13 protein-coding genes are annotated in these 22591 nt (G+C 62.6%); 2 read left to right on the forward strand and 11 right to left on the reverse strand.

Features of this window, described 5'->3' with window-relative positions; all coding sequences use genetic code 11:
- Positions 1-140: 140 nt before the first annotated feature.
- The 5 genes from G5S47_RS01555 to G5S47_RS01575 all read right to left on the reverse strand — a co-directional run bounded on the left by G5S47_RS01555 (position 141) and on the right by G5S47_RS01575 (position 6156).
- Positions 141-1988, reverse strand: coding sequence for an alpha/beta hydrolase (locus tag G5S47_RS01555; RefSeq protein ID WP_006680872.1), 1848 nt, complete (start codon positions 1986-1988; stop codon positions 141-143).
- Positions 1989-2005: 17 nt separating this feature from the next.
- On the reverse strand, positions 2006-2899 hold the full coding sequence (locus G5S47_RS01560; protein ID WP_219585659.1) for an SMP-30/gluconolactonase/LRE family protein: 894 nt from the start codon (positions 2897-2899) through the stop codon (positions 2006-2008).
- 41 nt (positions 2900-2940) lie between these two features.
- Entirely contained in the window at positions 2941-3825 is an 885-nt protein-coding gene (locus tag G5S47_RS01565; RefSeq protein WP_219585660.1) for an NAD(P)-dependent oxidoreductase, read from the reverse strand.
- Between the two features lie 67 nt (positions 3826-3892).
- Positions 3893-5332, reverse strand: coding sequence for a four-carbon acid sugar kinase family protein (locus G5S47_RS01570; RefSeq protein WP_219585661.1), 1440 nt, complete (start codon positions 5330-5332; stop codon positions 3893-3895).
- 128 nt (positions 5333-5460) lie between these two features.
- Entirely contained in the window at positions 5461-6156 is a 696-nt protein-coding gene (locus tag G5S47_RS01575) for a FadR/GntR family transcriptional regulator (RefSeq protein WP_219585662.1), read from the reverse strand.
- A gap of 237 nt (positions 6157-6393) precedes the next feature.
- On the opposite strand from G5S47_RS01575, the gene G5S47_RS01580 reads away from it, so the two are divergent.
- Complete coding sequence (locus G5S47_RS01580) at positions 6394-11163, forward strand: InlB B-repeat-containing protein (protein WP_257878480.1); 4770 nt, start codon at positions 6394-6396, stop codon at positions 11161-11163.
- A 269-nt stretch (positions 11164-11432) separates the two neighbouring features.
- Here the strand turns inward: G5S47_RS01580 and G5S47_RS01585 are convergent, their stop codons facing one another.
- Genes G5S47_RS01585 through G5S47_RS01610 form a run of 6 tightly spaced genes read right to left on the reverse strand, consistent with a single transcriptional unit; the run spans position 11433 to position 20370 of the window.
- Positions 11433-14501 (reverse strand): choice-of-anchor M domain-containing protein, encoded by a 3069-nt coding sequence (locus G5S47_RS01585; protein WP_219585663.1) that lies wholly within the window; start codon positions 14499-14501, stop codon positions 11433-11435.
- Positions 14498-15376 carry an anchored repeat-type ABC transporter permease subunit gene (locus G5S47_RS01590; protein ID WP_103631551.1) on the reverse strand — a complete coding sequence of 293 codons (879 nt, stop codon included), beginning with the start codon at positions 15374-15376 and terminating at the stop codon, positions 14498-14500. Before G5S47_RS01590 ends, G5S47_RS01585 begins: the two co-directional genes overlap by 4 nt.
- Entirely contained in the window at positions 15373-16095 is a 723-nt protein-coding gene (locus G5S47_RS01595; protein ID WP_103631552.1) for a metal ABC transporter ATP-binding protein, read from the reverse strand. Before G5S47_RS01595 ends, G5S47_RS01590 begins: the two co-directional genes overlap by 4 nt.
- Positions 16092-17087, reverse strand: a complete 996-nt coding sequence (locus G5S47_RS01600) for a choice-of-anchor M domain-containing protein (protein ID WP_103631554.1) — start codon at positions 17085-17087, stop codon at positions 16092-16094. Before G5S47_RS01600 ends, G5S47_RS01595 begins: the two co-directional genes overlap by 4 nt.
- Complete coding sequence (locus G5S47_RS01605; protein ID WP_103631556.1) at positions 17084-18733, reverse strand: anchored repeat ABC transporter, substrate-binding protein; 1650 nt, start codon at positions 18731-18733, stop codon at positions 17084-17086. Before G5S47_RS01605 ends, G5S47_RS01600 begins: the two co-directional genes overlap by 4 nt.
- Complete coding sequence (locus G5S47_RS01610) at positions 18730-20370, reverse strand: choice-of-anchor M domain-containing protein (protein ID WP_219585664.1); 1641 nt, start codon at positions 20368-20370, stop codon at positions 18730-18732. Before G5S47_RS01610 ends, G5S47_RS01605 begins: the two co-directional genes overlap by 4 nt.
- A 439-nt stretch (positions 20371-20809) precedes the next feature.
- Between G5S47_RS01610 and G5S47_RS01615 the strand changes: the two genes are divergently transcribed.
- A complete protein-coding gene (locus G5S47_RS01615; protein ID WP_219585665.1) occupies positions 20810-22141 on the forward strand; it encodes a galactose-binding domain-containing protein in 1332 nt (443 codons plus the stop codon).
- Positions 22142-22591 lie beyond the last annotated feature (450 nt).

The following is a 22591-nucleotide window of genomic DNA, read 5'->3' on the forward strand; positions in this document are numbered from 1 at the left end:
CGAGGCGCGGAGCGCGCGCGGATAGTGTTCGAGCGACCGATCAGCCGTGGTCGCCTCCGATTGTACGGGGGGGCGACCACGGCTGACCGTGAAGGTATGGTCAATCACTCATCAGGTGAGCGACGACCCCTGACGCGGGGTCAGAAGACGCCGACCTGGCCGCCGACCATCATCCATGTGAACAGGGCGGCGCCGACGGTGCTGGCGACCCAGATCGAGCGCGTTCGCACCTGCAACCAGACGTTGAGGGCGACGAGCGCCGTGAACTGGGGGATGATGACGTCGAGCATCATCATCCATCGTCCGCCGAACGTCGGCAGGCCGATGACGTCCATTCCCGGACCGATCCCGAGGTAGCCGGGCACGAAGTGGAACAGCCAGAGCAGGCACAGGCCGAGAATCGCGCTCACCCACGCGAAACCGAATCGCTTCGCCCAGAGGAGGCTGAGCCGTTCGCCCTCGCGCGCCGGAATTCGGGACACGGTGTTGAGGGAGAGGCCGTTGACCACGAAGAAGAACGACCAGATGATGAAGAAGTAGGGGAGGAGGACCAGAGCGCGTTCAGGGGTGAGCGGCTTGAGCATCGGCCACAGCACTCGGAACTCCGGTCCCCTGAAGAAGGCGCTCATCGCGACGACGACGGCCGGCCATGCGACGAGGACGAGGGAGAGGAGAAGGGCCGTGCCGATTCCGCGCGCGCGATCGGTCTTGGGGACGACTCCGAGCTCGGACCATGTCGTCGTCCTGCCCACGCCTAGGCGCTTCCAGACGAGCACGACGACGAGCGTGAGGACGGTGGTGACGACGAGCCACGTCGCGATGCCGTTGCCCATCTGAAGCGGGAGGAAGGGGATCGCTGCGGAAACGGGGTCCTTCCCTCCGCCCTTCTGCGTGCACAGGGGATAGAGGATGATCGTGGTGACGATTCCGAGTACGGCGGAGACGACGAGACCCCGGCGGCCGCTTCCGGCGTAGGAACCCTCGGAGGCGCGGAGCCCGGCGAAGGCCGGAAGGCGCAGGAGCAGGCCGAGGAGGGGGATGAGTGAGGCGACGAGGGAGAAGAGGGCGATTGCCCCGCCGATCTCCTTCCACTGGTAGACATGAGAATCCGAGGGGATCCAATGCTCGTCCTGCGCGCCGTCGCGCAGAGCCGTGTTGAACCAATCGACGACCGCGGTGTTCGACGCCCCCGAGGTCATGACGCCCAAGTGGGTTCCCGAGACGAGTTCGGCGCGTCGCGCGCTGCCGTCGGAGAAGTCCCCGTACGTGTGGTTCCACTCGAGGACGTCGGAGTCGCCCAGCCCGAAGGCTTCGAGTCGTGCGGGGTGGGTGGTGAGGGAGGAAACGGGGAAGGTCTTCTCCCGGTAGGGGCCGATCTCCTCGTTGTCCCCCTGAACGAGCAGGTAGTTGCGGACCTCGTGAATATCGGGGTCGCCACCGTTGCCGGACAGTGCGACGACTGCGCGCACGTCCTCGTCGGACTTGGCGAGTTTGACCGCGTAGATCGATCCGGTGGAGTGACCGTAGGTTCCGATCATGGTCGGATCGACGAAGGGGAGGGATTTGAGGTGGGTGAGGCCGTAGGCCGCTCCGGACATGATCTCCGGGTCGACGCCGTGCTGGGTGGAGTACCCATGGCCGAACTGGTCGATGCTGAGGACGACGAAACCACGCCGCGCCAATTCGATGGTCCCGAAGGTGGTCGTCGCCTCCTTGTCCGATTGGTAGCCGTGAAGGGCGAGGAGTCCGGGTGCCGGGTTCTCCTTGGTCACCCAGGTCGGTCGGTAGATCTTCGCGGTCATGGGAACGTTCGATTCGGTCATGAATTCGACGGTCCGAACGTCGACGCGCCCGAATCCCCGGTCGGCTTCGACGCAGAGGAATGCTCCTGAGATCGAGAGGACGAGGAGGAGGGCCAGGGCGGTCCAGAGGCTTCTCGGCGAGGCGCCTCGAATGGTCGCGGTATCGGGTGAGGTCGTGGTGGGCATGGTCGTCTCCTTCCGTCTCATGCTCTGCTCGAAGGGCGTCGGCAGTCGCGGGTCGATGTGGGGATCCGGTAGATGGAAGTGGAGGCCGCGATGTAGAGGTCGGTGCCGCTCTCGCCGCCGAAGCAGAGATTCCCGACCTTCTCGGGAACCGGGATTCTGCCGATCTCGCGACCGTCCGGGGCGAAGACGACGACCCCGTCGAGACAGGAGGACCAGACGTTGCCGTGTTCGTCGACCTTGATCCCGTCGGGGACTCCGGGGTTGACCTCGACGAAATCCTCGCCCGCCTTCACCCGCCAGTCGTCGATGAGGTATCGGCGGATGTGATGGCGGCCCATCGCCCCTTCGCGATTGAGTGCGGCGGAGTCGGCGACGTAGAGGATCGTCTCGTCGGGGGAGAACGCGAGCCCGTTGGGCTCGACGAGGTCGGTGATGGCGACTGTGAGTCGTCCCTCGGGCGTGATGCGGAAGACCCAATGATCGCAGTACTCGCGGCTACCGGGGTGGCCCTCCTCGGGGTAGATGATCCCGTAGGCGGGGTCGGTGAACCAGATGGAGCCGTCGGAGGAGACGACGACGTCGTTCGGGGCGTTGAATCTCGCGTCGTGCCAGTGGTCGACGATGGTGCTGATCTCCCCGTTCCGATCGCGTTCGAGACGCCGTCCTCCGTGGGAGCACTGGATGACCGAGCCGTCGAGATCGATGGTCCGCCCGTTGACGTGGTCGGGGCGCTCGAGGTGGATGGTTGCTTCGCCGCTCGCGGGATCGAAGTCCCACACGCGGTCGCCGATGACGTCGGAGAAGCGGAGTCTATCCGCTCCGGGGACCCAGCAGGGGCCTTCGAGCCAGCGCCCCCCAGTGAAGACGCGATCGAGTCCCGTAGGATCCGGGATGAGTTCGTGGAATTGCATGCTGTTCTCCTTGTGCTCGCCACATCGTCGTGGTGAGCGGTTCATGAATGCGGGGCGATGATTCGGATGAGCGTGGAATCATCCTCGGCGCCACGCCCCTGCGCATTGCCGAGGATGTAGAGCTGTTCGGCGGCGGCGGCCACGGGAACGGCGATGCCCGCGCGCTTCGCGGCGGAGGTGACGATGCCCATGTCCTTGACGAAGATATCGAGTCGCGAGCACACCTCGGGATCGGCGCCCTCCCAGGCTTCGATCGCGCGGGGCCCACGGTTGCCGAGCATGAAGGACTGGGCGGCGCCGGCCATGAGCGCGTCGAGGACCATCCTCTGATCGAGCCCGAGCTTCCCCGCGAGGGCGAGCGCCTCTCCGGCGGCGGCGATGTGGACGCCGCACAGGAGCTGGTTGACGGTCTTCATCGACTGCCCCTTGCCCGGGGCGTCGCCGACGAGGACGAGGGTTCCGGCCATCTCGTCGAGGACGGGTCTCGCGACTTCCCAGACCTCGGGGGTCGCGCCGCAGGTGACGAGGAGGTCGCCCTCCCCGGCGCGGACGGGGCCACCGGAGACGGGTGCGTCGACGAGGCCGATGCCCGTTTCGGCGAGGCGCGCGGCCTCGGCCTCGACGGCCTCGGCGCCGACGGTGGAGGTGAGGATGATCGCGGCTCCGGGTTCGAGGACCGGGACGACGCCGGAGGGCCCGTGGAGGACCTCCTCGAGCTGGGCGGCGTTGCGCACGGCGATGAGGACGAAGTCCGCGCCGGAGGCGGCCACGGGGGCGGAGTCGGCGACGGCGACGCCGTGCTCGGTGGCGAGGGTGCGGCGCTCCTCGAAGGGGTCGAATCCGGTGACCTCGAAGGTCTTGGCGAGATGGGAGGCCATGGGCAGTCCCATCGCTCCGAGACCGAGGACGGCGATTCGCTTCGACATGGGTGTTCTCTCCTTGAAGGTGGAGGCCGCGGACCTCGTCGTCCACGGCCGGACGGGGATGAAGGTGCTACTTCTCGAGCTTCTCGACGACATCCGCGAGGGATTCGTCGGTGCCGACGTTGCCCGCGAAGACGATGTAGGGGACGCCCGCGGCGATCCCGTCGACGGAGGACCAGAGGGAGACGATGCCGGGGAGCATCGGTCCGATGACTCGGGCGCGCCGGATCTCGAGGCCCTTCGAGGCGACGTCGGAGGAGGTGATCCCGCCCTTCGCGACGACGAATCGGGGAGTGACCCGCTCGACGACGCCGTGGACGACGGCGACGATCGCCGCGGAGATCGAGCGCGCCTGGGCGAGGGCGGTGTTCGCATCGAATCCGGAGAGCATCGCGCGCGAGGTGCGCAGGATGATCGTGTTCGTCTCGAGAGCGTCGGTGGCCTTCTCCACGAGCTCGCGGATGTGCTCCTCCGCGCGGTCGCCGGTGATGATCCGCGCCGAATCGAGGACGAGCACCTCGGCCTTGGACCTCGCGGTGAGCCGGTCGAGCTGGCGGGCGGTGACGCCGACGTGCGAGCCGACGACGACGAGGCCACCGGCGCTCGGGATCCTACCGGAGCGCGACTGCGCGATCTCCTCGGAGGTGAGCGGCTCGTGGGCGATCTGCCCGATGCGCTCGCGGACGAAGGGCGGGCCGACGCGGTAGACGAAGCGCGAGCCGGCCTCCTCGGCGCGGATGAGGGCGAGGGCGAGGGCTCGCAGGTCCGAGGCCTCGACGACGTCGACCGCGATGGGCTGCGAATCCCGGGCGCTCCTCAGGATCTCGACCGTCCGATCGAGGTCGGTGCGCAGGGTCTCGATGTCGATGAGGAGGACCCGCCCGGCCGGGGTGCGGCCGCCTGTCTTCTCCTCCACCCAGTCCGCGATCATCGAATGGGCGTACCCGAAGGTGTTGTCCTTCGCGAACTCGGACTCGGCGGCGGGGACGTAGCCCGCTTCGGCGGATCCGGCGTAGTGGATCCCGCGCAGGGTGATCCTCCCGGCCTCGGGGAAGGCGGGGACGAGGACGACCCCGTCGACTCCGCGTTCGCCGTTCTCCTCGAGGGCGGCGGCGATCGTGTCGGGCTCGAGGGGGAAGTGGCCACGGAGCGTCGAGTCGGAGCGGGAGACGAAATCGACCTCGACGCCGAGGCGTTTCGCCGAGGCGAGGGCGGAGGCGACGACCTCGCGATTGACGCGCTCCGCGTCGGCGGGGGCGAGGGAGCGCGAGTTCGTCATCACGTAGACGGCGGGGGAGCCCGTCGCGAGGGCCCAGTCGAAGTCGGCCTCCTCCCATGCGGTGAGGACGGGCAGATCCGCGACGGACTGGGTGCCCGTCGGGTCGTCGTCGAGGACGACGAGGACGGGGCGCCGGGCGGCGGAGGCGCGGGCGGCGTCGACGTCGGCGGGGGAGACGGGGGCGTGCGGGGGGAGCCCTGCGACGAGTTCGTCGCGACTGATGAGCGGCATGACACTCCTTCGGGATTCGGGCCCTCTCATCCGAGCACCATTGCTCAGACCTCTGAGGACTGGTGTCACTATACGCTGCGCATCGGCGTGCGCGCAAGTAATCCTCTGAGGACTTGCGGATTCCGTTCCTACTCGGTCGTGTTCGCGAGAAGATCGAGCCGCGTCTGCGTCATGTGCGAGCGCATCGCGTCCTTCGCCGCCTCCTCGTCTTTCGAACGGATCGCGTCGAGGATCGCCCGGTGGTGGGCTTGGGCCCGCCTGCGCACTTCGGGCTGCGAGGCCGTGACGAAGCGGGACTCGTGAAGTGCCTGGGTGAGGGGGGCGAGCACGACCGGCATGAAGGGATTCGCGCTCGCCAGGAGGATGCGCCTGTGGAAATCGAGGTCCGCCTCGACGTTCGCCTCGACGTCCCCGGCCGCCGCGGCCTCGTCGATGCGCTCGAGCAGGGACTCGAGGGCCTCGAGGTCCTCGTCTGTGCGGTTGCGCGCGGCGAGACCTGCGGCCCCGACCTCGATCATCCGTCGCAGTTCGACGAGTCGGAGTCCGGCGTCGCGCGGCGAGGACTCGCGCATCGTCAGTGCGATGACCGTCGACAGATCGGTCCACCGGGTCCGCGGCGCGAGGAAAGTGCCGCGTCCCTGCTGCACCTCGAGGACCCCCCGATCCTTGAGGACCTTCACGGCCTCGCGGACGGTGAGGCGGGAGACGTCGAGCTCCTTCGCCAGGTCGACCTCGCCGGGCAGGGCGTCGCCCTCGCGGTACGCGCCCTCGACGATCCTGTCGATCACGGTGTCGACGACCTGTTCGACCAAGTCCTTGCGCATGCCCCCTCCTTCGCTCATTAGGATTCTCCCATAGATGAGGAGGGGCCTCTAGATGAGGAGCGGCCTCTGAGCCTTCTGGGGCGAACGTCCGCCCCGCCCTCGCCGATCGCCCGACGAATTGAGGTGTCAGGGCGAGCTGGCACTCTTACCCGCCTTGAAAGGTTGTAAGACAGTGTTTTAATGGTGTTAAAATAATTAATAGTCAGAAATACCAATATTTGCCTTTAAAAATAAATTATGGCATCAGAGACGGAAAGTCCCCCCATGAAAGTTTCGTTCAAGCAAACCCTGTCTCTACTACTGGCGGTGGCATTGATACTTCCGGCGGCAGTGATATTTTCCCGGCTGCTGACAGCTGACGCTGCGGAAACCAGCAAATACCAAAATTCCATGGAACTGGAACCGGTGAAGCTTCCTGCTGACACAACGACGGAAAAGTTCGTCAAGAATCCGGAGCAGCCAGATATCTACACCCTCCGTAGCGATTATCGGGTTGAGAGAGATGGAGACTATGCCATCAACTACCAGCCCTATGTGGCGACCGTAGGGGCAGGTGCTACTCAAGGCGAAAAAGACAAGGTAAATAAGACTATTAACCTCCCGGATTTCCTGGGTTACGATAAGCCTCAAGGTAATTTCCCTATCGGCTACGACACGGTGGTTAAAGAAGCTAAAACTGGCGAACAGAGTGGCGATGATGAATACGGAAAGACCTATCAGAAAACTCGATCCTTTGACTACCCGGCTGTAAAAAATAGCGTCAAGATCAAGCATGTTTTCCAAGACATCAATGATTTTGACAAATATGGTAAAAAACCCGGGGAAACAGAAATAACTGAAACTACTGAGGAAGGTAGCGTCGGTTCCGATCTAGAAGTTAAGCCTTTAGATGAAGCTCAAATAGCGGGTTTTATTCCAGAGGCTGATTCTATTACGGTGCAGGTTCCCCAAGACACTACGAATTTTTCAGTGGAATACCGTTACAACCGTAACCACTATGACGTCACTTTCGACACCGATGGGGGTGCGGAACTTCCTTCCCGCACTCTGTACTACGGGCAGGTCATCCCCACTCTCGAGAAAAAAGATATTCCCGAAAAAGTGGGAGCTACCTTCCAAGGTTGGAAGCCTTCGATTGACCTAAAAGATGAATCTGGCGAGAAGACGTTTAAGGCCGGCGAAGTTATTAAAGACAGCGGCGGTAATGCGATTAAAGATCTCAATGCTAATCTGATTATTCCGGCTGAAAACGTCAAGTTCACTGCAGTTTGGAAAGATAACGAGAAGGCAGACTATGTAATCCAATTTTGGACGGAAAAGGCCGACTACCCCGAGGGGGCTTCTCTTTTAGAAAAGTACGACTTCGTGGGTACCCATGTGTATAAGGATCAGGCCACCGGTACTCGTCCAGACCTTGAAAATGAGACGGTAAAAGGGGTGGAGTTTCCAGATCTAGATCAGACGCGGTTAGATAAAATATGGAACAACCAAAGATTTTACCGCAATGCCTTCCTTTACCTTAATAAATTTTATAAATACAATAAAGATTTAACCGATAAAGAAAACGCTGATCCAAATAGCCCAGACGTAGTAAAGGCGGTTTCTTCCACCGGCAAAACCATTTATAACATCTATTATGATCGCCAGGTGTATGACCTTTACTTTACGAAGTCGAATGCTAAGACGGGTGATGCAGCTGAGTCGACCTTCTATCCGGAAATTTGGAGACACGGCGAAAAGTTAGGCGAGCCAGGAAACCCCTACCACTTTAAGGCCCGGTTTAACCAGTTGATGACAGAGTGGCCAGATGACGCTCAGGAAACCAAGGGGTTTTCCGAGGGTAAGCAAAGTTTTGGCTGGGGACCAAACTACGTTATTCCAAATTGGCAATACCGCGATACTCCTCCCTACCGGCTCTCGGCTGAAGAGTTTCTCGATATGGCAGTCTACGAGAGACTGGGTGGTTACACTAACGAGATTGATGCCGGAAATGGCGTCACTCTGAAGGTCAACTGGCTTGCTAACCCGAAAACTTTCACTACTCTTTCCTTTGGTATCGAACAACGGGGTGGTTCCAAAGAATCAGGCCGGTCAATACCTCACCACATGGACTTTTGGATGGATGGGTTTGAGTCCGGAGAGACCATCGTTGACTACAATCTCTACCGAACCAAAGCGGATACCGACAGTTCAGCCTATCTTCACCCGTACCCAACGGTGCAGGGTTTTACCCCTTACGGCCTAAACGAACCCTCCCAGAAGCTTACCGAGGATGAGCTTGCCGCTATGAACGATGAGCGGGAAGACAAAACTCCCCTTCCTGACGAAACGGTAATAGACCCCTATGGCAACGAAAAAACCAAGGGCGACATGCAGTTTATGAAAACGTTCTTTAACCGTGCTGATGAATTCGGGGACGTTGCCGATGGCAGCGATGCATTTGATACAAATGGCTATATTCGCTTCCAGTACCACCGGAATAAGTACAAGTTGCGGTTCAACAATGACCCCGCAAACCCCAAGGACGACAGCGAGTACGACGAGACCAATCAGACAGACGTCTTCTACCAAAAACCCTTAAAGGATTTAGACCTAGATAACCCGCAGACCTTAATTGATCTAGAGCTGACGGATCTGGTGGAAAAAGATGACGAGGGAAATGATCGGATTAAGAGGCCTAAGGGCCTCGCACCCCAAATGGTATTTAAGGGTTGGGCGCTAGACCCGGCCGGGCAGAAACTGGTTTGGGAAAACAAGGAAACTATGCCTGTGCACAACCTGGTGCTCTACGCCAAATGGGGGGAACCAGACTATAAGTGGAAGGTAACCTTCGATCCCAATGGGGGCAAGCTAGATCCCATTGAGGAGAAGAATGTTACCACCGCCCCTAAGACCATTAAGGAAGGCGATGTCTCTGACCAAAAAGAAGTCACCTACGCGAAAAAGGGTGAAAACGAAGGGGATAAGCAAGTCTTTACTGTAGTGCAGCGGCAAAAACTGGTAGAACCGAATAAACCAACCCGAAAAGGCTATAGCTTCATGGGTTGGGAGGTGCTGCGCTATCAGAAGGATGCCAATACCGGCGAATACACCGACAAAGTGGATACTTCTTATCGGGACACCTATAAAGTTCCGGAACTTTACTCCTACGGTAACGACGTAGTCAATCCCATTTACCTGAAAGCCATTTGGGTAAAAAATGATATGCAGGATGTAAAGGTTTTCCACCACTTCTTGGATAGTGATCTCGCAATTGATAAGACCGTGACGGATAATCCGGCTACAGAAACTAAAGGAAACCAGCGTGCCGAAAAATACGTGGCCGCCATTGGTTCTAAGCAAGATGCCAAATGGATTTTGGCTTCCGATGAAGAATTGCGGAACACCGAAGACGAAGAAACTAAAAAACTCTATGAGGGTTATCAAAAGCTGGCTGGCGAGCATCGGGCAACGAAAGATAACACCTATTTCCAGACGCTTAGGGTAGAACCGAAACAGATTCTAGAAGACGGGAAATTAGTTGATAATCCGAAAGCCAAGGACAATGAGTTCCACTTCTTCTATCGCCCCTTCCACACCCGTGATTACAAGGTTAACTATGTGGACCAAAGAGCTAAGGCAGAGCTGGAGAAAGCCGCTACCGATGCGGAAAAGAAAAACATTATAGAGAAGTACCGTATTCTAGACCAGGAAACAGTGACTAGCCTCTGTCGACATTACGATGCCAGAAACTACAAGCCGATAAACGGCTGGAGGCTGACTTCAGATCCGCAGCAGCAGCTTTTCTACGATGTAGACGAAAAGACTAATGAATTCAAAGGAATCAACGGTACCGGTTCCGATGAGATTACCTTCTACTATCAGGATGTCAGGGTTATTGAGGTGCCCTCAAATAGTCCTACTCCTCCAGACGGGTACGTCCGAGTAACCTTTAAGGCCGGTGAGGGCGGCTCCTTCGGTGCCGACACAGATGGGAACCCCATCAAAGAAATTAATTACGATGTACTGAAGGGTCTTAAGTCTGATCTGCTTCCAGTTCCCCAAGAATTGGAGAACGAAAAAAAGCCGGACGAGAACAAGCACTATATCACGCCGGAAGAAGGCAAGAGCTTTAAAGAGTGGGATAAGGAACCACTTTTATCGCCGGGCACGGAGATAAACGAAAACCATACCTTTACCGCACAGTTTGATTGGTCAGATCTGATGACTAAAGGGGTGGCGACTACCGAGTCCTTTAAGGCATCCGATGACACCTGGATCAATAATTTTGTGCCCACTCTGGATGAGCTGAGGGCAGCTATTCAGCTGCAGAGTAAAGACAAAACCAAGATAACGAAACTGCCTGATGACGCGACGGTAGAGTTCGTAGATGAAAACGGTACCCCTGTAGCCACCCAGAATGATCTTTACACGCTGGTAAAAGAAGAACCGGATTCAAACGAACTTGTTCGTACCGTGAAACTCAAAGCGAAAGTTAAGTTTGCGGGTCGAGAAAAGATTGAAGAGATCGAGCTGCCGATAAGGGTTTATAAGAACCGGTACGATGCGCCCCCTACGGGACCCATGCCAGACTTCTTGAAGCAGGCAACCGATCCTCATGGAGATTTGGCGAAACTCTTGGATGGAAAAACCTATGTAAAGGTGACGGTGGAGCCCTCCAGTCGACTGGACAAGCTGCCTCCTCAGAGCTATTGGGTTAACCCCAAGGCTTGGGTAGAGATTCCCGAGATTGCAGTCAGCGATAAAGATAAGGCCGCAACCGGGTTGAAGCATTGGTCAGCTGATAAAGCTGCCCAAAATGAGGGGCAAGCTAAACTGGGAGTTTATGACTTCACGAAACGGCATAAGTTCAGTGAGGACACGGAGATCACCCCGGTATTTGCAGAAAAAGTGGTGCCCTCCGTACCAGTAACCGGAGCTAATGTGCTGGTTTATCTCTATGCGGCAGCCTTGTTTACTGTAGCTGGCATTGCGCTGGTGATCAGCAGGACCAGGAGGAAAGCGTAGCGGACATAACCCGCGGGGCTGCTGAAGCTTTGGTGGAGGCTTTGCCAGCGCCAAAGTCAGACTCAAAGTCGAAGTTAGCGCCAGCGTCAAGTTCGCCAGTGGCTCGTTCGGATGAAGAAGTAGGCGGAGGCGCAAGCGAAGAAGTAGACGACGAAGCGGCGGCTCGAACCGGGAAGGTCCGAGCCGCCGCTCGGCGCTCACATTTCACTCAGTCACGGGGCTGGGTAGCTGATCCGGTCACGGGCTGGGTAGCTGATCCGGGAGACGTGTCAGCGAACTCTACGTGCGCAACCGTTTACGCGCCTGCGCAGGAGAAGTGCCCAGGCGCCCGCCCCGACGAGTCCGCTACCAGCGATCCCTACGAGGATCCACTGCCACCAGTTCGAGCCGCTCCCGTACGAGGCGGAACCGCGCTCAGGATTGAGCAGGGCGCTCACTGGGGTGGTGGGCTTGGTGAGTGCCCGCGTCGTGGACGCTCCTGACTGTGAGGAGTCCGCGAAGTCCAGACCTGCGACGCCGCTCGACTGGGATTCGTCGGCGCTGGAAGCGTCCGATGCGTCGGAGTCGGAGCTCGTTGACTCCGCGCCAGTCGCTGAGTTCGACGACAGTAGTGAGCCGGACACGGTTGACCCACCGGTTACCGGGGTTCCGGTCTGCCCGGCACCCTCGGCGAGGCGCGCGGCGGCCGCGGTCGGGTTCTCGATCGGCGAGGCCGGGGCGCTCGCACTTGCTGAGGGGGAGCCCGTGGACGGTGATCCGGTTGACGGGGAGGTGCCCGGAGCGGGCGTGGGCTGGACGGGCCGTTGCGCACCGTTGTTCGGGTTCGTCCAGTTCCTGTGGGACTCGGCGTTGAGCTTCGCGACGAGTTCGTCGATGGGAAGGGCGTCGCCGGGCTCCGGGTTCGGTGCGGGCGAGGGATTCGGCTCAGGCGAGGGGTTCGGCTCAGCGCCCTTCTTGATGGCGTCGTCGCCGACGAGGAAGATCGCATGGAGCGTCTTCTCGATGGTGGAGCCGTCAGCGAGGTGCGCGGTGTAGACAAAGTCGGTCGAGTAGCGCCCGGGCTTCGTGAAGTAGAAGGCCTGGTGGTCGTGTGATCCAAAGAGGTAGTGGAGGACCATGTCGGGCTTCGTCGAGTCGAGTCGGGGCGTGAATCCCTCGAAGAGGGAGGAGACACCGGTGACGAGGCGACCTGGGCCGGTGAAGTTCCTCATCGCGACCTCGACGCCCTTGCTTGAGAGCTGCGAGTAGTCGACCCGCTGGGTTGAGAAGCCGACCCAGGGGATGCCCTCGAGCTGGGTCTCGGGCAGACTCCACACACCTTCGGGCGCCGCAGCGGCGAGTTCGCTGTAGCCCTTCGCGCCGGCGGGGATCTTCGCGTGCGTCGAGTCGGGGACGGCGTAGGCGAAGGTTCCGGAGGTGCGGTGGACGGGATGGCGCGGGTCGGCGGTGTCGTCGACGAAGACCTCCGCCTTCCCGTCCCTCAGGGACATCGCCTGATCCATGTGACCTTCGGTGATGATGTGGATCGCCGAATCGCCGGGATGGGAAGGGGTGGACGGGTTGGCAGGATCAGGTATCGAGGGATTGTCGGGCTGAACGCCACCGCTCGGTGGCGCATCGGCATCCGGATTCGCAGGGTTTGGAGAGGGTGAGGGCGCCTCGCCGTTGTTCTCCGCGGTGATCGCGCGCAGCGCCGAGATCGCGGCGTCGCCGACGACGAAGTGAGCGGAGCGGGACTTGTAGGAGAAGTTCCCGTCCTTGTCGCGCGTCTCGATGTTGAAACCGACGGTGTAGACGCCTGGCTTCGTGAAGACGTGGGCGAGGGGAACTGCGGCTGCATCGACGGTGAAGCCGCGGTTGGGGTCGCGCGTCGTATCGAGGGTGACGTTCATCGCCCCGTCGGTGACGGTCCCCGCGATGTAGCGGCCGCCCTTGGGGCCGTCGAAGGTGTCGACGGAGTAAACGGCTGGCCCGGAGCGCAGATCGGCGGGCATTTGGGTGAAGTCGAATCCGAGCGATCCGTGCTCACCGGAGGTAGGCAGGACCCAGCGGTCGCCGTCGGCGGTCGTCTGTTTGAGTGAGTCGGGGATTTCGAGGATCGGTTCCCCGGGGATCGACTTGTCGTTCGCGTTCACCTCGAGGGTCACCCGCTTGATCGGCACGCCAGCCCGCACATCATCTTTGAAGGTCCCCTTGTAGACGTAGTGGGAGGGGGAGGAGGGTGAGGATGGAGCCTTCGCAGTAGAGCCGAAGAGCGCTTCGATCTGCTTGCGGGCCTCGGCCTGGGTGAAGGGAGGCTCGGGCTCGGCGGGCGTCTCCTCGGTGGAGAGTTCGCCGGAAGCGATCATCTTCTCCTTCACCTGCTCGGTAGTCGTTCCGATCGGAGTGAGGGAGGTTGTGGTGCCTTCGGGCAGACCGACCTCGTCATCGGAGCCGACGAGCCACGTGATGGTCGAGGGCAAGGAATTAACGGCTCTCTGGGTCAAGGTGGACGTGTAGGAGGCAACCATGTCCAGCCGGTAGACGCCCGCTTTCGAGAAGGTCCAGTTCCAGTGGCCGTGGGAGCCAGCCTGGAGGGAGAGCGGCGCGAGCGAGGGGTCGGAAGAGAGCCCTCGACTCAGGGAGTTCGTGCCGACGGTGCGCCACACCTCGACGGCTCCGGGCCCGGAGGAATTCGCGATCGAGAGCTTCACCTCGTCAAGAAGGATCCCCTCGGGCTGGGCGACCTCGTGCGCCGTGTCGAAGGCGCCGATGCCAGCCCAGACGGGACGCCAGTTGTCGATCTGCTCCTGGGGGGCACGCCAGACAATGTCGCCGGGCTTGCCAATGAAGTTGAAGAGGCCACCCGAGGGGACGACCATGCGTGAGACTTCCTGGGAGTCGGAGGTACGCGCGTCGGGGGCGAGTCGGACGCAGACGGAGTTTGGGTCCTTGACGACTTTGCGCCCATCGACAACAGTAACGGTGAAGGTGTCGTCGACACGGGTGACGTAGGCGGCGTCAACATGCGCGTGGTGGAGGAGCTTGCGGCCAGCGCACACGTGGGGAACGCGGCCGTCGGGCCCAGGGGTCGCCTCCGGGTCGGCGCCGGGCGAGCCCGCAGGAACCGTGAGGTCGGCGGGCACGAGGTCCCCGTAGCCAGCCTCTCCGGGCAGGTGCTCGGGATCGTCGGGCGCTCCGGGGGACGAGGGTGCGGCCTCAGCGTTGGTCGAGCCGGAGGCGTACTCCGTGGGAGAGGTCGTTTCTGACGGGACTGCGTGCGCCACGGGTGCGGTGAGTATCGGCGCGGCGAGCAGGGCGGCCGCGGTGAGGAGGCCGGTGAACGGCAGGGGCCTCATGCGAGTGTCCTTTCTGTGGTCTGCGCCACCGGTCGGGCGCGAAGGAGGAGTCCGCGCCCGGGCGAGAGGAGCTGAGCGAGGACGAAGAAGAGGGTCGCGACGAGGACGATCGCCGCGCCCGAGGGGATGTTGAGCGACCAGGAGGCCCAGATGCCGAGGAAGGCAGAGACGGCACCGATGACCGGGCCGATGAGCATCATGGGGATGACGCGGTCGGTGAGGAGTCGCGCGGTCGCCGCGGGAGCGATGAGAAGCGAGAGGACGAGGACGTTCCCAATCGTCTGGATGGAGACGACGACGGCAGTAGCGATGGCGAGGTGGAGAAGCAAATCGATGCGCCCAACGTGCAGGCCCGCCGAGATCGCGAAATCGCGGTCGACACTTACGAGAACGATCCGGTCGTGGAAGAGCGCGAGGGCGATGCCGATTGCGGCGCACGCCCCGAGGGAGATGAGGACATCGGTGTTCGTCACGCCGGTGAGCGACCCGAAGAGGAGCGACTCAAGGGATCCCGTGTAGCCAGGCGTTCGTGCGACGACGACGAGGCCAAGGGCGAAAGCGGCGGCGAAGAAGACGCCGATGACGGAGTCTTCGCCGACCCGGCGGTTCTGGGAGAAGACGGAGATGAGGATCGCGACGAGGATCCCGGCTGCGGCTCCTCCCAGGAGGATCGACCCCTGGAGCGCGAAGGCGATCGCGATTCCGGGGAATACGGCGTGTGAGAGCGCATCGCCGACGAAGGAGAGTCCGCGCAGGACGACGTGCGCACCGACGAGGCCGCAGACGAGTGAGGAGAGGACAGCGATGAGGAGCGCCCTCGGGAGGAAAGCGAGCGAGGGGTTTGCGAGGTCGGAGAGGAAGTCGAGGAGGCTCATCGGCGCACCATCCCGAGGGAGCGGAGGAGTGCGGAGTCCTTAGAGACGTGGAAGGTCTCCATCCACGGCTCCGGCGAGCAGAGGGTGGAGGGCTCGCCCTCGGCCCTCACAGTCCCGTTGAGCATGACGAGTCGGTGGCAGATATCGACGGCCTGCCCGAGGTCGTGCGTTGACATGAGGATTCCGACTCCTGAACGGGCGAGGTCAACGAAGAGGCGAGATAGCGCGTCCTGATTCGGGTGATCAAGCCCGGTGAAGGGCTCATCGAGGAGGAGCAGACGCGGCGAGGTAACGAGCGCCCGGGCGACGAGGATCCTCTGCTTCTGACCGCCCGAGGTCTCGTTGATCGTCCGGTTGCGGAACGCGTACATGCCGACTGCGTCGAGAGCCCGGTAGACGGCCTCAAGGCGCGTCGCACCTCGAGGCGCGCGACGCTGACCGGTGAAGGCGGTCGCGACGAGCTGGGCGGCGCTCATCGGATAGTTCCAGTCGAGATCCTGGCGCTGCGGGACGTAGCCGATGACCGAGCCGCTCGCCTCGATGCTCCCGCGGTAGGGGATGAGTCCCATGATCGCGCGCATGAGCGTCGTCTTGCCAGCCCCGTTCGGCCCGATGAGGCCGACAAGCTCGCCCTCGTCGACTCGAAGGGACACATCCTCAAGGATCGTCCGCCCGCCAAGGTCGACGCGCAGGCTGGACACCTCCAGTGCGCGACTCATCGCTGAGACCCCCGGTCGTCGGCATCATCGGATGCTTCCGGCTTCGGCTCGACGGAGCCGGAAGTCCCATCCTCGACGATCCTCTCAGCGACCCGCTCGCGCTCGTGGCTGCGGCGACGGGCGACGAGGACGAGAGCGACAAGGACGAGGGTTGTGGCGCCGAGCCCCGCGGCGATCCACAGCGGGAGAACGGTCGAGCGGTCGACGGCCGACGGCGAGTCAACGGGAGCGGGCGACTCAGGGGCGTTCGAGACGCTCCACTGGGCTTCGAGTGCCTTCTGCGCGTCGGCGGCGTCCCCGACGGCAAAGCGGAGGACGCGAGTGTCCTCGACAGTGGTGCCGTCGGTGAGCTGGGCCTGGATGCTGAGGCGGATAAGGTGGATCCCCGGTTGCGTGAAAACCCAGTTCGCGTGGGTGTGCGTGTTTGCGTCAACGTGGATCGGCTGCGAGTTCGGCTTCGTCGAGTTCCACAGCTGCTGGGGGCCGGAGAAGTTTCCGGCCTGGACGAAGGCGTGGAAGTCCCCCTCGCCCTCGTGTCCCTCGAAGACGAGGGTCGCGCCCTGGGCGAGTCTGCCGACGACCTCGGGGTCCTGGGTGTTCCAGCCGAGCCACACGACGTTGGCGATCTCAGACTGGGGGACGGCCCAGACCGGGCCGTTCGCCGAGATAAAGGAGTACTGGTCGTCGGCGGGGAGTTCGAGTTTCGCGGCGTCGGAGACTCGTAGGACGACGTCGTCAAGGTGGCGCCAGGTCGGCGTCTGAGCGGAGTCGTCGCGGGCGAGGAAGGTCCACGTGCCGTCGAGGAACTTCGGTCCGAGGTCGACGTGCCCGGCGGAGATCTCGACAGGCGTGCCTTCGGGGGCGACGGTCTCGTTCGAGTCGACAACCTGGGTGAGGGCGGGGTCCTGCGTCGTCGTGTCTGTGGCGACTGAGGCGGGGGCCAGGGCGATGAGAGCCGCGGTGGCGAGCGCGAGTGCGTGCGTGAGTTTCACTGGTCTCCTCGGGTGGGATTCGGGATGGATGCCTCCGACTCGAAGGGCCAGGCGGGTAGCGAGGCGGGGTCGAGGCAGGACTTGATCGAGCGCGTGTTGAACACCATGAGGTCGAGGTAAGTGGGGACCTCGTCGGTGAGCGTGTCGGAGTGGAGCGAGCAGACGGACTTACCGGTCGTGTGCGCGAGTGCGACGAGCTCGCCGAGGTGGGAGCGGGAGATCGGTTCGAGGAAGACTCCGGCGGCTGGCGTCTGCTCGAGGACACGCGTGAGGTTAGCGAGTTGGAGGGCCGAGGGCTCGAGGGACGGGTTCGGCGCGACAAACCCGCCGATCCGCAGCCCGTAGGCCTTCGCGTAGTAGCCGAAGGAGTCGTGCGCGGTCACGAGGGTACGGCTCTTCTCAGGGATAGTGGCGACGACTTCGCGGATCCACCGGTTGAGGGCCTCAAGTTCGGCGTCGCGGGCGACAGCGTTCGCCCGATACTCGGCCGCGCGCGAGGGATCGAGGGCGGCGAGGCGGTCAGCGATGAGGTCAGTGTAGGCGATGGCGTTCTTCGCATCGTGCCACATGTGCGGGTCGATCTCACCGTGGACGTGGGTTCCGATAACGGCCTGGGCGAGGATGCGGGCGGAGGTGCCTGGTTCGGCGAGGAAGCGCCACCGATTGTCGGGGATCGTGGTCGTCGTCGTGTCCGGGACGGCGATGACGATCCGGTCGGGGTCGAGGTCGCCTGCGGGGGCGTCTGCGCGCAGGGTCATCGAGCCCTCAAGCTTCGCTGTGAGATCGGCGTGCCCGGAGTCGAGGACGCTCCGCCCGGTGGAGTGCGGGTCGACGCCGACGGCGAAGACGAGGGTCTTCTCACCGAGCGGAGTGTCGCCCGTCGGCGAGTGGAGCGTCGCCCGCAGAGAGAGCGAGTAGACGCCGGGCTCGGTGAAACCCCACGACATGTGGGTGTGAGCGTTGGTCGGGAGTTCGACGCGGTCGTTCGAGTTGATCCCATCCTTCGAGGCGATCCACGGGCGCGGTTCGCCGAAGGTGCCGGTCGTGAAGGCGGCGAGGTCGCCGGGGCCGGTCGCCGAGACTGCTTCGAAGGAGACGGTTGAGTCGGTTGAGGCGCGTCCGTCGACGCGCAGCCCGAGCCAGATCGTCGCGAGAGAGAGGTCCTCGACGAGGGGAATCGGACGTGCGCCGAAGGGGACGGACTCTTCGCCGAGGGCGACGTGCTGGGCGCCCTTTGGGAGGTTCGCGTCGATGGAGGAGGTGAGTGCGCTCTGCTCGAGGAGCAGTCCGTTGGAGAAAGCGATGTCGGCGTGCGCGATGTCGCGGAGGGCCGCCATCGAGGGCTCGAAGGAGTGCGGATCAACGCTTGCGGGGACGAGCGTCGCGATGCGCGCTCGCGGGGCGACCGCGCGCACGAGGTCGGCGATGATCGGCGTCGTCGCAACGATCCGAGGCTGCGACCCGTCATCGGCCACATCAGCACTGCCAGGTGCAGCGGACTCTGATCGTGCGCCGGGAGGCTCCTCGGCAGAGACTCCGTCGTCCGCGAGGACGGGGGCACATGCGCCGAGGAGCAGCGAAGGAGCGCCGATGAGGAGGGAGAGCACGAGGGCACCCCCAGCGCGACGCGCTCGGGTGCGCCTCACCTTCTTGCCCACCGTCGTGCGGCGAGCCCAGCGAGGGCGAGGAGCGAGGCGAGGACGACCGGGGTGGCGGAGCGTGCGCCGGTCGATGCGAGACCGCCGGGAAGGGCTGAGCCGTCGACGATCTTACCCTCGGCGCGCAGACGATCGATCGTCGCCTGGTCGAGTTCGCAGGGGTGCCCGTCGGCGGTGCGGCCGACGTAGACGGTCGTCGAGCCTGAGCTGCTGCCGCCGAACCAGCGGGCGCCGACGAGCGAACCGAAGTTGCCGGACTCGAAGACGGCGAGTGAACCGGGGCCGGAGACACCGTTGAGCGTCCAGGTGACATCGCCGGTCGTGCGGGCGAGGAGGCTGGGGTGCATCGTGTTTGCGCCGAGCCACGGGACGGAGGGGACCTGGCTTGAGGAGATCATCCAGATCCTCTGACCTTGCTTCGCGATGAACTCGATACCGGCGGGTGCAGTCGTCTCGGCTGCGGAGCCAAGCCCGAAAACGAGGGAGGAGGGAGCGACCCAGCGCGCGGGCTGCGAGCGGTCGTCTTTGACGAGCATGGAGATCGACGAGGGGCTGGCACTCGTCCCGATGTCGAAGTGGCCGGAGTCGGCGTTTCCGGCACCGCCGACGTTGAAGGAGAGGATGCCGGAGGTCGAGACGCGGGCACCGGACTTCAGGGTCGCGGTCTGGGTGATCGAGACTTTGTAGAGGCCGGGGGCGGTGAAAACCCAGTTCGGGTGGACGTGGGTGTTCGCTCGTATCGTGTGGGATCCGCCGACTGCGGTGCTGCTCCCGTTCGAGGTGACGGGGGTGGGGAGGCACTGCTCGGCGGCTGGCTGTACGGGCGCTTGGGGGGCGGTGGACTGAGGCGCTGGCGCTGGCGCTGGCGCGGGGGTCGGGGTCGATCCGGTGCCGGGCGTCGACGGCTCGACGGGAGCCGACGCTCCGGGGGTGGCCTGCGCGATCGCGGTGGCGCCCACGGCGAAGGTGTAGGAGGCTCGGTCAGAGACGAGGTGCCCGCTGGGGGTGTCGACCTCGCCGTGGAGAGTGAGGGAGTAGGTGCCCGCGTCTGTGAAGAGCCAGTTCGCGTGCTCGTGGGCGGGCGCGTTCTGGAGGATCGAGCGCCCGGGAGTGGCCTCGAGGGAGCCCTGCTCGAAGATCGGGGAGGTCGCGCCGAATGCGGCCGAGCGCCAGAGGAAGATGCGACCAGGCCCAGAGACCTCGTCGATGACGAGGCGGATCGCGGTTGGGCGCAGAGGGGCGATGGCGTTCGAGTCCCAACCGGGCCACAGGAGAGCGGGATCCTCGGACTGGGGGAGTGCATAGCCGGCGGTTCCAACGCCCTCGATCTTTTTGGTCGCGCTCGTTTTCGCGGCGTCGGTGACACCGAGGATGAGCTTTGCGGGGTTGTGGTAGGTCGGTGCGCCCGGAGTGGTGACGTCCTCCTTGGCGACGAGGGAGATCGTCGGCCCGTTGGGGACGAGGGCGAAGACGTCGGCGTGCCCGTGGGTGAGGAGCGCTTTCGTCGTTGATTCTCCGCCCTGCGGGTCGGGCGCGGCGATCGTCGGCGTAGCAAAGAACGCGAGGGTGAGGAGCGCGGTGAACAGGGCGAGGAGGGGATGAATCCCGCGGCGGGTGGCGCGCATGATGAACCTTCTAGCGATAATGAGAACGACTTGCATTATCGTACGGGGTTGTCTGCGAACCGCGCAACCTCGAGTGTGAGGCCCGGATCACGCTCGCTGCGTGTAAGGATGTGAGAAGAGTAATTGATGCCGCCGAGGGGATAGAGGTGGGCCTACACCCACCATTGCATCTGTGAACAACAACGACGCGATGCCTTAGTTGGCTGGATGTACTTTCGCAATCATCGCAGACTCCACTCAGGCCTGCGACAACAAACCGCCCATCACACAATGAATCAACCACCTCGAACAGTGCACCTAGGGGCAAGTTGTGAGTAACATGTGATTCTTCTTTCAAACAATGTAATAATCGATCGATAACCACTATCGTAGGAGCGCCTCAATAAGGATCGGCCGACGACAGAGTTCATTGGCGAGAAGCATTTCGAAAGGTAAGAAGGTGAACTTCACGAGAACTATTTTGGGTGGGGCGACGGTTGCAGCACTCGCGCTCGCGGGCGCAGTATCCCCGACCCTCGCGGCTCCAGAGAATCTTGCGCTCGGCAAGACAGCGACGCAGGTTTCGACCGGTTGGTACGCCCCCGCCTCGCGCGCCAATGACGGTATAACCGATGGAGTCTTCGACAATGGTTCCGTCTCGCACACTAACTATGCGACCAACCCGTGGTGGCAGGTTGACCTCGGCGAAGAGTTCGCGCTCTCGAACGTCAACGTCTGGAATCGCTCGGACCGCGACCCCTGCCAAAAGGGGGCCTGCTATGAGAGCCTGAAGGACTTCTGGGTCGTCGCCTCCCGCGAGGAGCTACCGTCCAACTTTGATCCGAACGGCCCGCTTGCCGATGGCGTGAAGGCACTCAAGGTCAACGGCGTTGGTGGCTTCCCGTCGAGCGTCGATTTCGGCGGCTTCCAGGCGCGTCATGTGCGCGTTATCCTGCCGGGTCCCTATACCCAGCTTGCGCTCGCAGAGGTCGAGGTCTTCGGTGAAAAGATCGTTAACGGAGAAGCACCGCACATCTCGCCAATTTCGATCGAGTCGGACGACATGGATAAGGTCGAGATAGCGGGAGACGATCAGTTCCGCACCATCACCGCACCCGAGGGGACGACCCTCAACCTTGCGGCCGATGTGACGGGCGATCCCGCCCCGGATCTGCAGTGGCAGATCAAGGAGAAGGGCTTGGACCAGTGGGTTAACCTCGATGGCGACACTGGCCGGGCCACGTCGATCAAGGTCACTCCCAGCACCGACGGTGCCCAGATCCGCCTGCTCGCGGAGAACTCCGCCGGAACCGTCGAGTCCGGGATCGTCGAGCTCAAGCTGAAGGCCGCAGAGCCCGCCCCGAACCCCGGGCCAAACCCGAACCCCGGGCCAACCATTACCCTCGAGAAGAGCACCGCGAAGATCGGCGAGAGCATCGAGATCGTAGGAACGGGCTTCACTGCCGGTCACGAGATCAGCGCGGTTCTCCACTCCGATCCGATCACGATTGGTACCGCACTCGCGGACGAGCGCGGAGTCGTGCGCTTCTCGTACACGATTCCCGCGACGACGCCGATCGGATCCCATGAGATCATTCTCACCGATGCGGCGACCGGGGTCAGCGTCAAGGTGCCTTTCCTCATCGAGGCCGCAACGACCAAGGAGGCCGCAACGGCCAAGAGCCGCGGGCTTGCCAAGACCGGCGCCGATGTGGCGGGTCTTATGGCTCTCGCCGCGCTCTTTGCCGCGACTGGAGCCGTTGTTTCGACGCGCGCCAAGCGCAGGAGCTGAGCGAGTAGTCGCAGAAAACGGCGTGAGCGGGTCGCCCCTCGGGGCGACCCGCTTCGTCATGCGCGGAGCATTGACAGATTTGTGAGTGTTTGGCGGTGCAGAACAGAGCATTGTGACCCGCCAAAGGTCGAGAAAGCCGCCACACGCGTGTTGGAGGCGGAGGCCGCCACTCACTGTACTGTTCGGGGAGGTTGGTTTGTGTGATGGGTGGGAGGTTCTCGCAGGTTGAGTGGGTGTGTGGTGATTGTGGAAGTGGATTCAGGTGGCCACAGCATCGCGCCGCGGTTGTCCTGAGGCGAGGTGTAGCATCGGGCGTAGGCTCAGCCCGTCAACCGAGCCCTCACCTGCACGGATTCGCTAGCGTGTCGCACACGCCACCAGGTACCGTGAAAAAATCCGCATGTAATGGAGCAAACGGAGTCGTCAGTGCTGACCGCAAGTGCCAATTTC

The organism is Schaalia turicensis (genome assembly GCF_019380255.1).
Taxonomy (GTDB): Bacteria; Actinomycetota; Actinomycetes; order Actinomycetales; family Actinomycetaceae; genus Pauljensenia; species Pauljensenia turicensis_A.

Bases quoted from the DNA above. Each gene is read 5' to 3' on its own strand.
- G5S47_RS01555 (WP_006680872.1), bottom strand. From the start codon at position 1,988: ATGCCCACCACGACCTCACCCGATACCGCGACCATTCGAGGCGCCTCG.
- G5S47_RS01560 (WP_219585659.1), bottom strand. From the start codon at position 2,899: ATGCAATTCCACGAACTCATCCCGGATCCTACGGGACTCGATCGCGTC.
- G5S47_RS01565 (WP_219585660.1), bottom strand. From the start codon at position 3,825: ATGTCGAAGCGAATCGCCGTCCTCGGTCTCGGAGCGATGGGACTGCCC.
- G5S47_RS01570 (WP_219585661.1), bottom strand. From the start codon at position 5,332: ATGCCGCTCATCAGTCGCGACGAACTCGTCGCAGGGCTCCCCCCGCAC.
- G5S47_RS01575 (WP_219585662.1), bottom strand. From the start codon at position 6,156: ATGCGCAAGGACTTGGTCGAACAGGTCGTCGACACCGTGATCGACAGG.
- G5S47_RS01580 (WP_257878480.1), top strand. From the start codon at position 6,394: ATGGCATCAGAGACGGAAAGTCCCCCCATGAAAGTTTCGTTCAAGCAA.
- G5S47_RS01585 (WP_219585663.1), bottom strand. From the start codon at position 14,501: ATGAGGCCCCTGCCGTTCACCGGCCTCCTCACCGCGGCCGCCCTGCTC.
- G5S47_RS01590 (WP_103631551.1), bottom strand. From the start codon at position 15,376: ATGAGCCTCCTCGACTTCCTCTCCGACCTCGCAAACCCCTCGCTCGCT.
- G5S47_RS01595 (WP_103631552.1), bottom strand. From the start codon at position 16,095: ATGAGTCGCGCACTGGAGGTGTCCAGCCTGCGCGTCGACCTTGGCGGG.
- G5S47_RS01610 (WP_219585664.1), bottom strand. From the start codon at position 20,370: ATGCGCGCCACCCGCCGCGGGATTCATCCCCTCCTCGCCCTGTTCACC.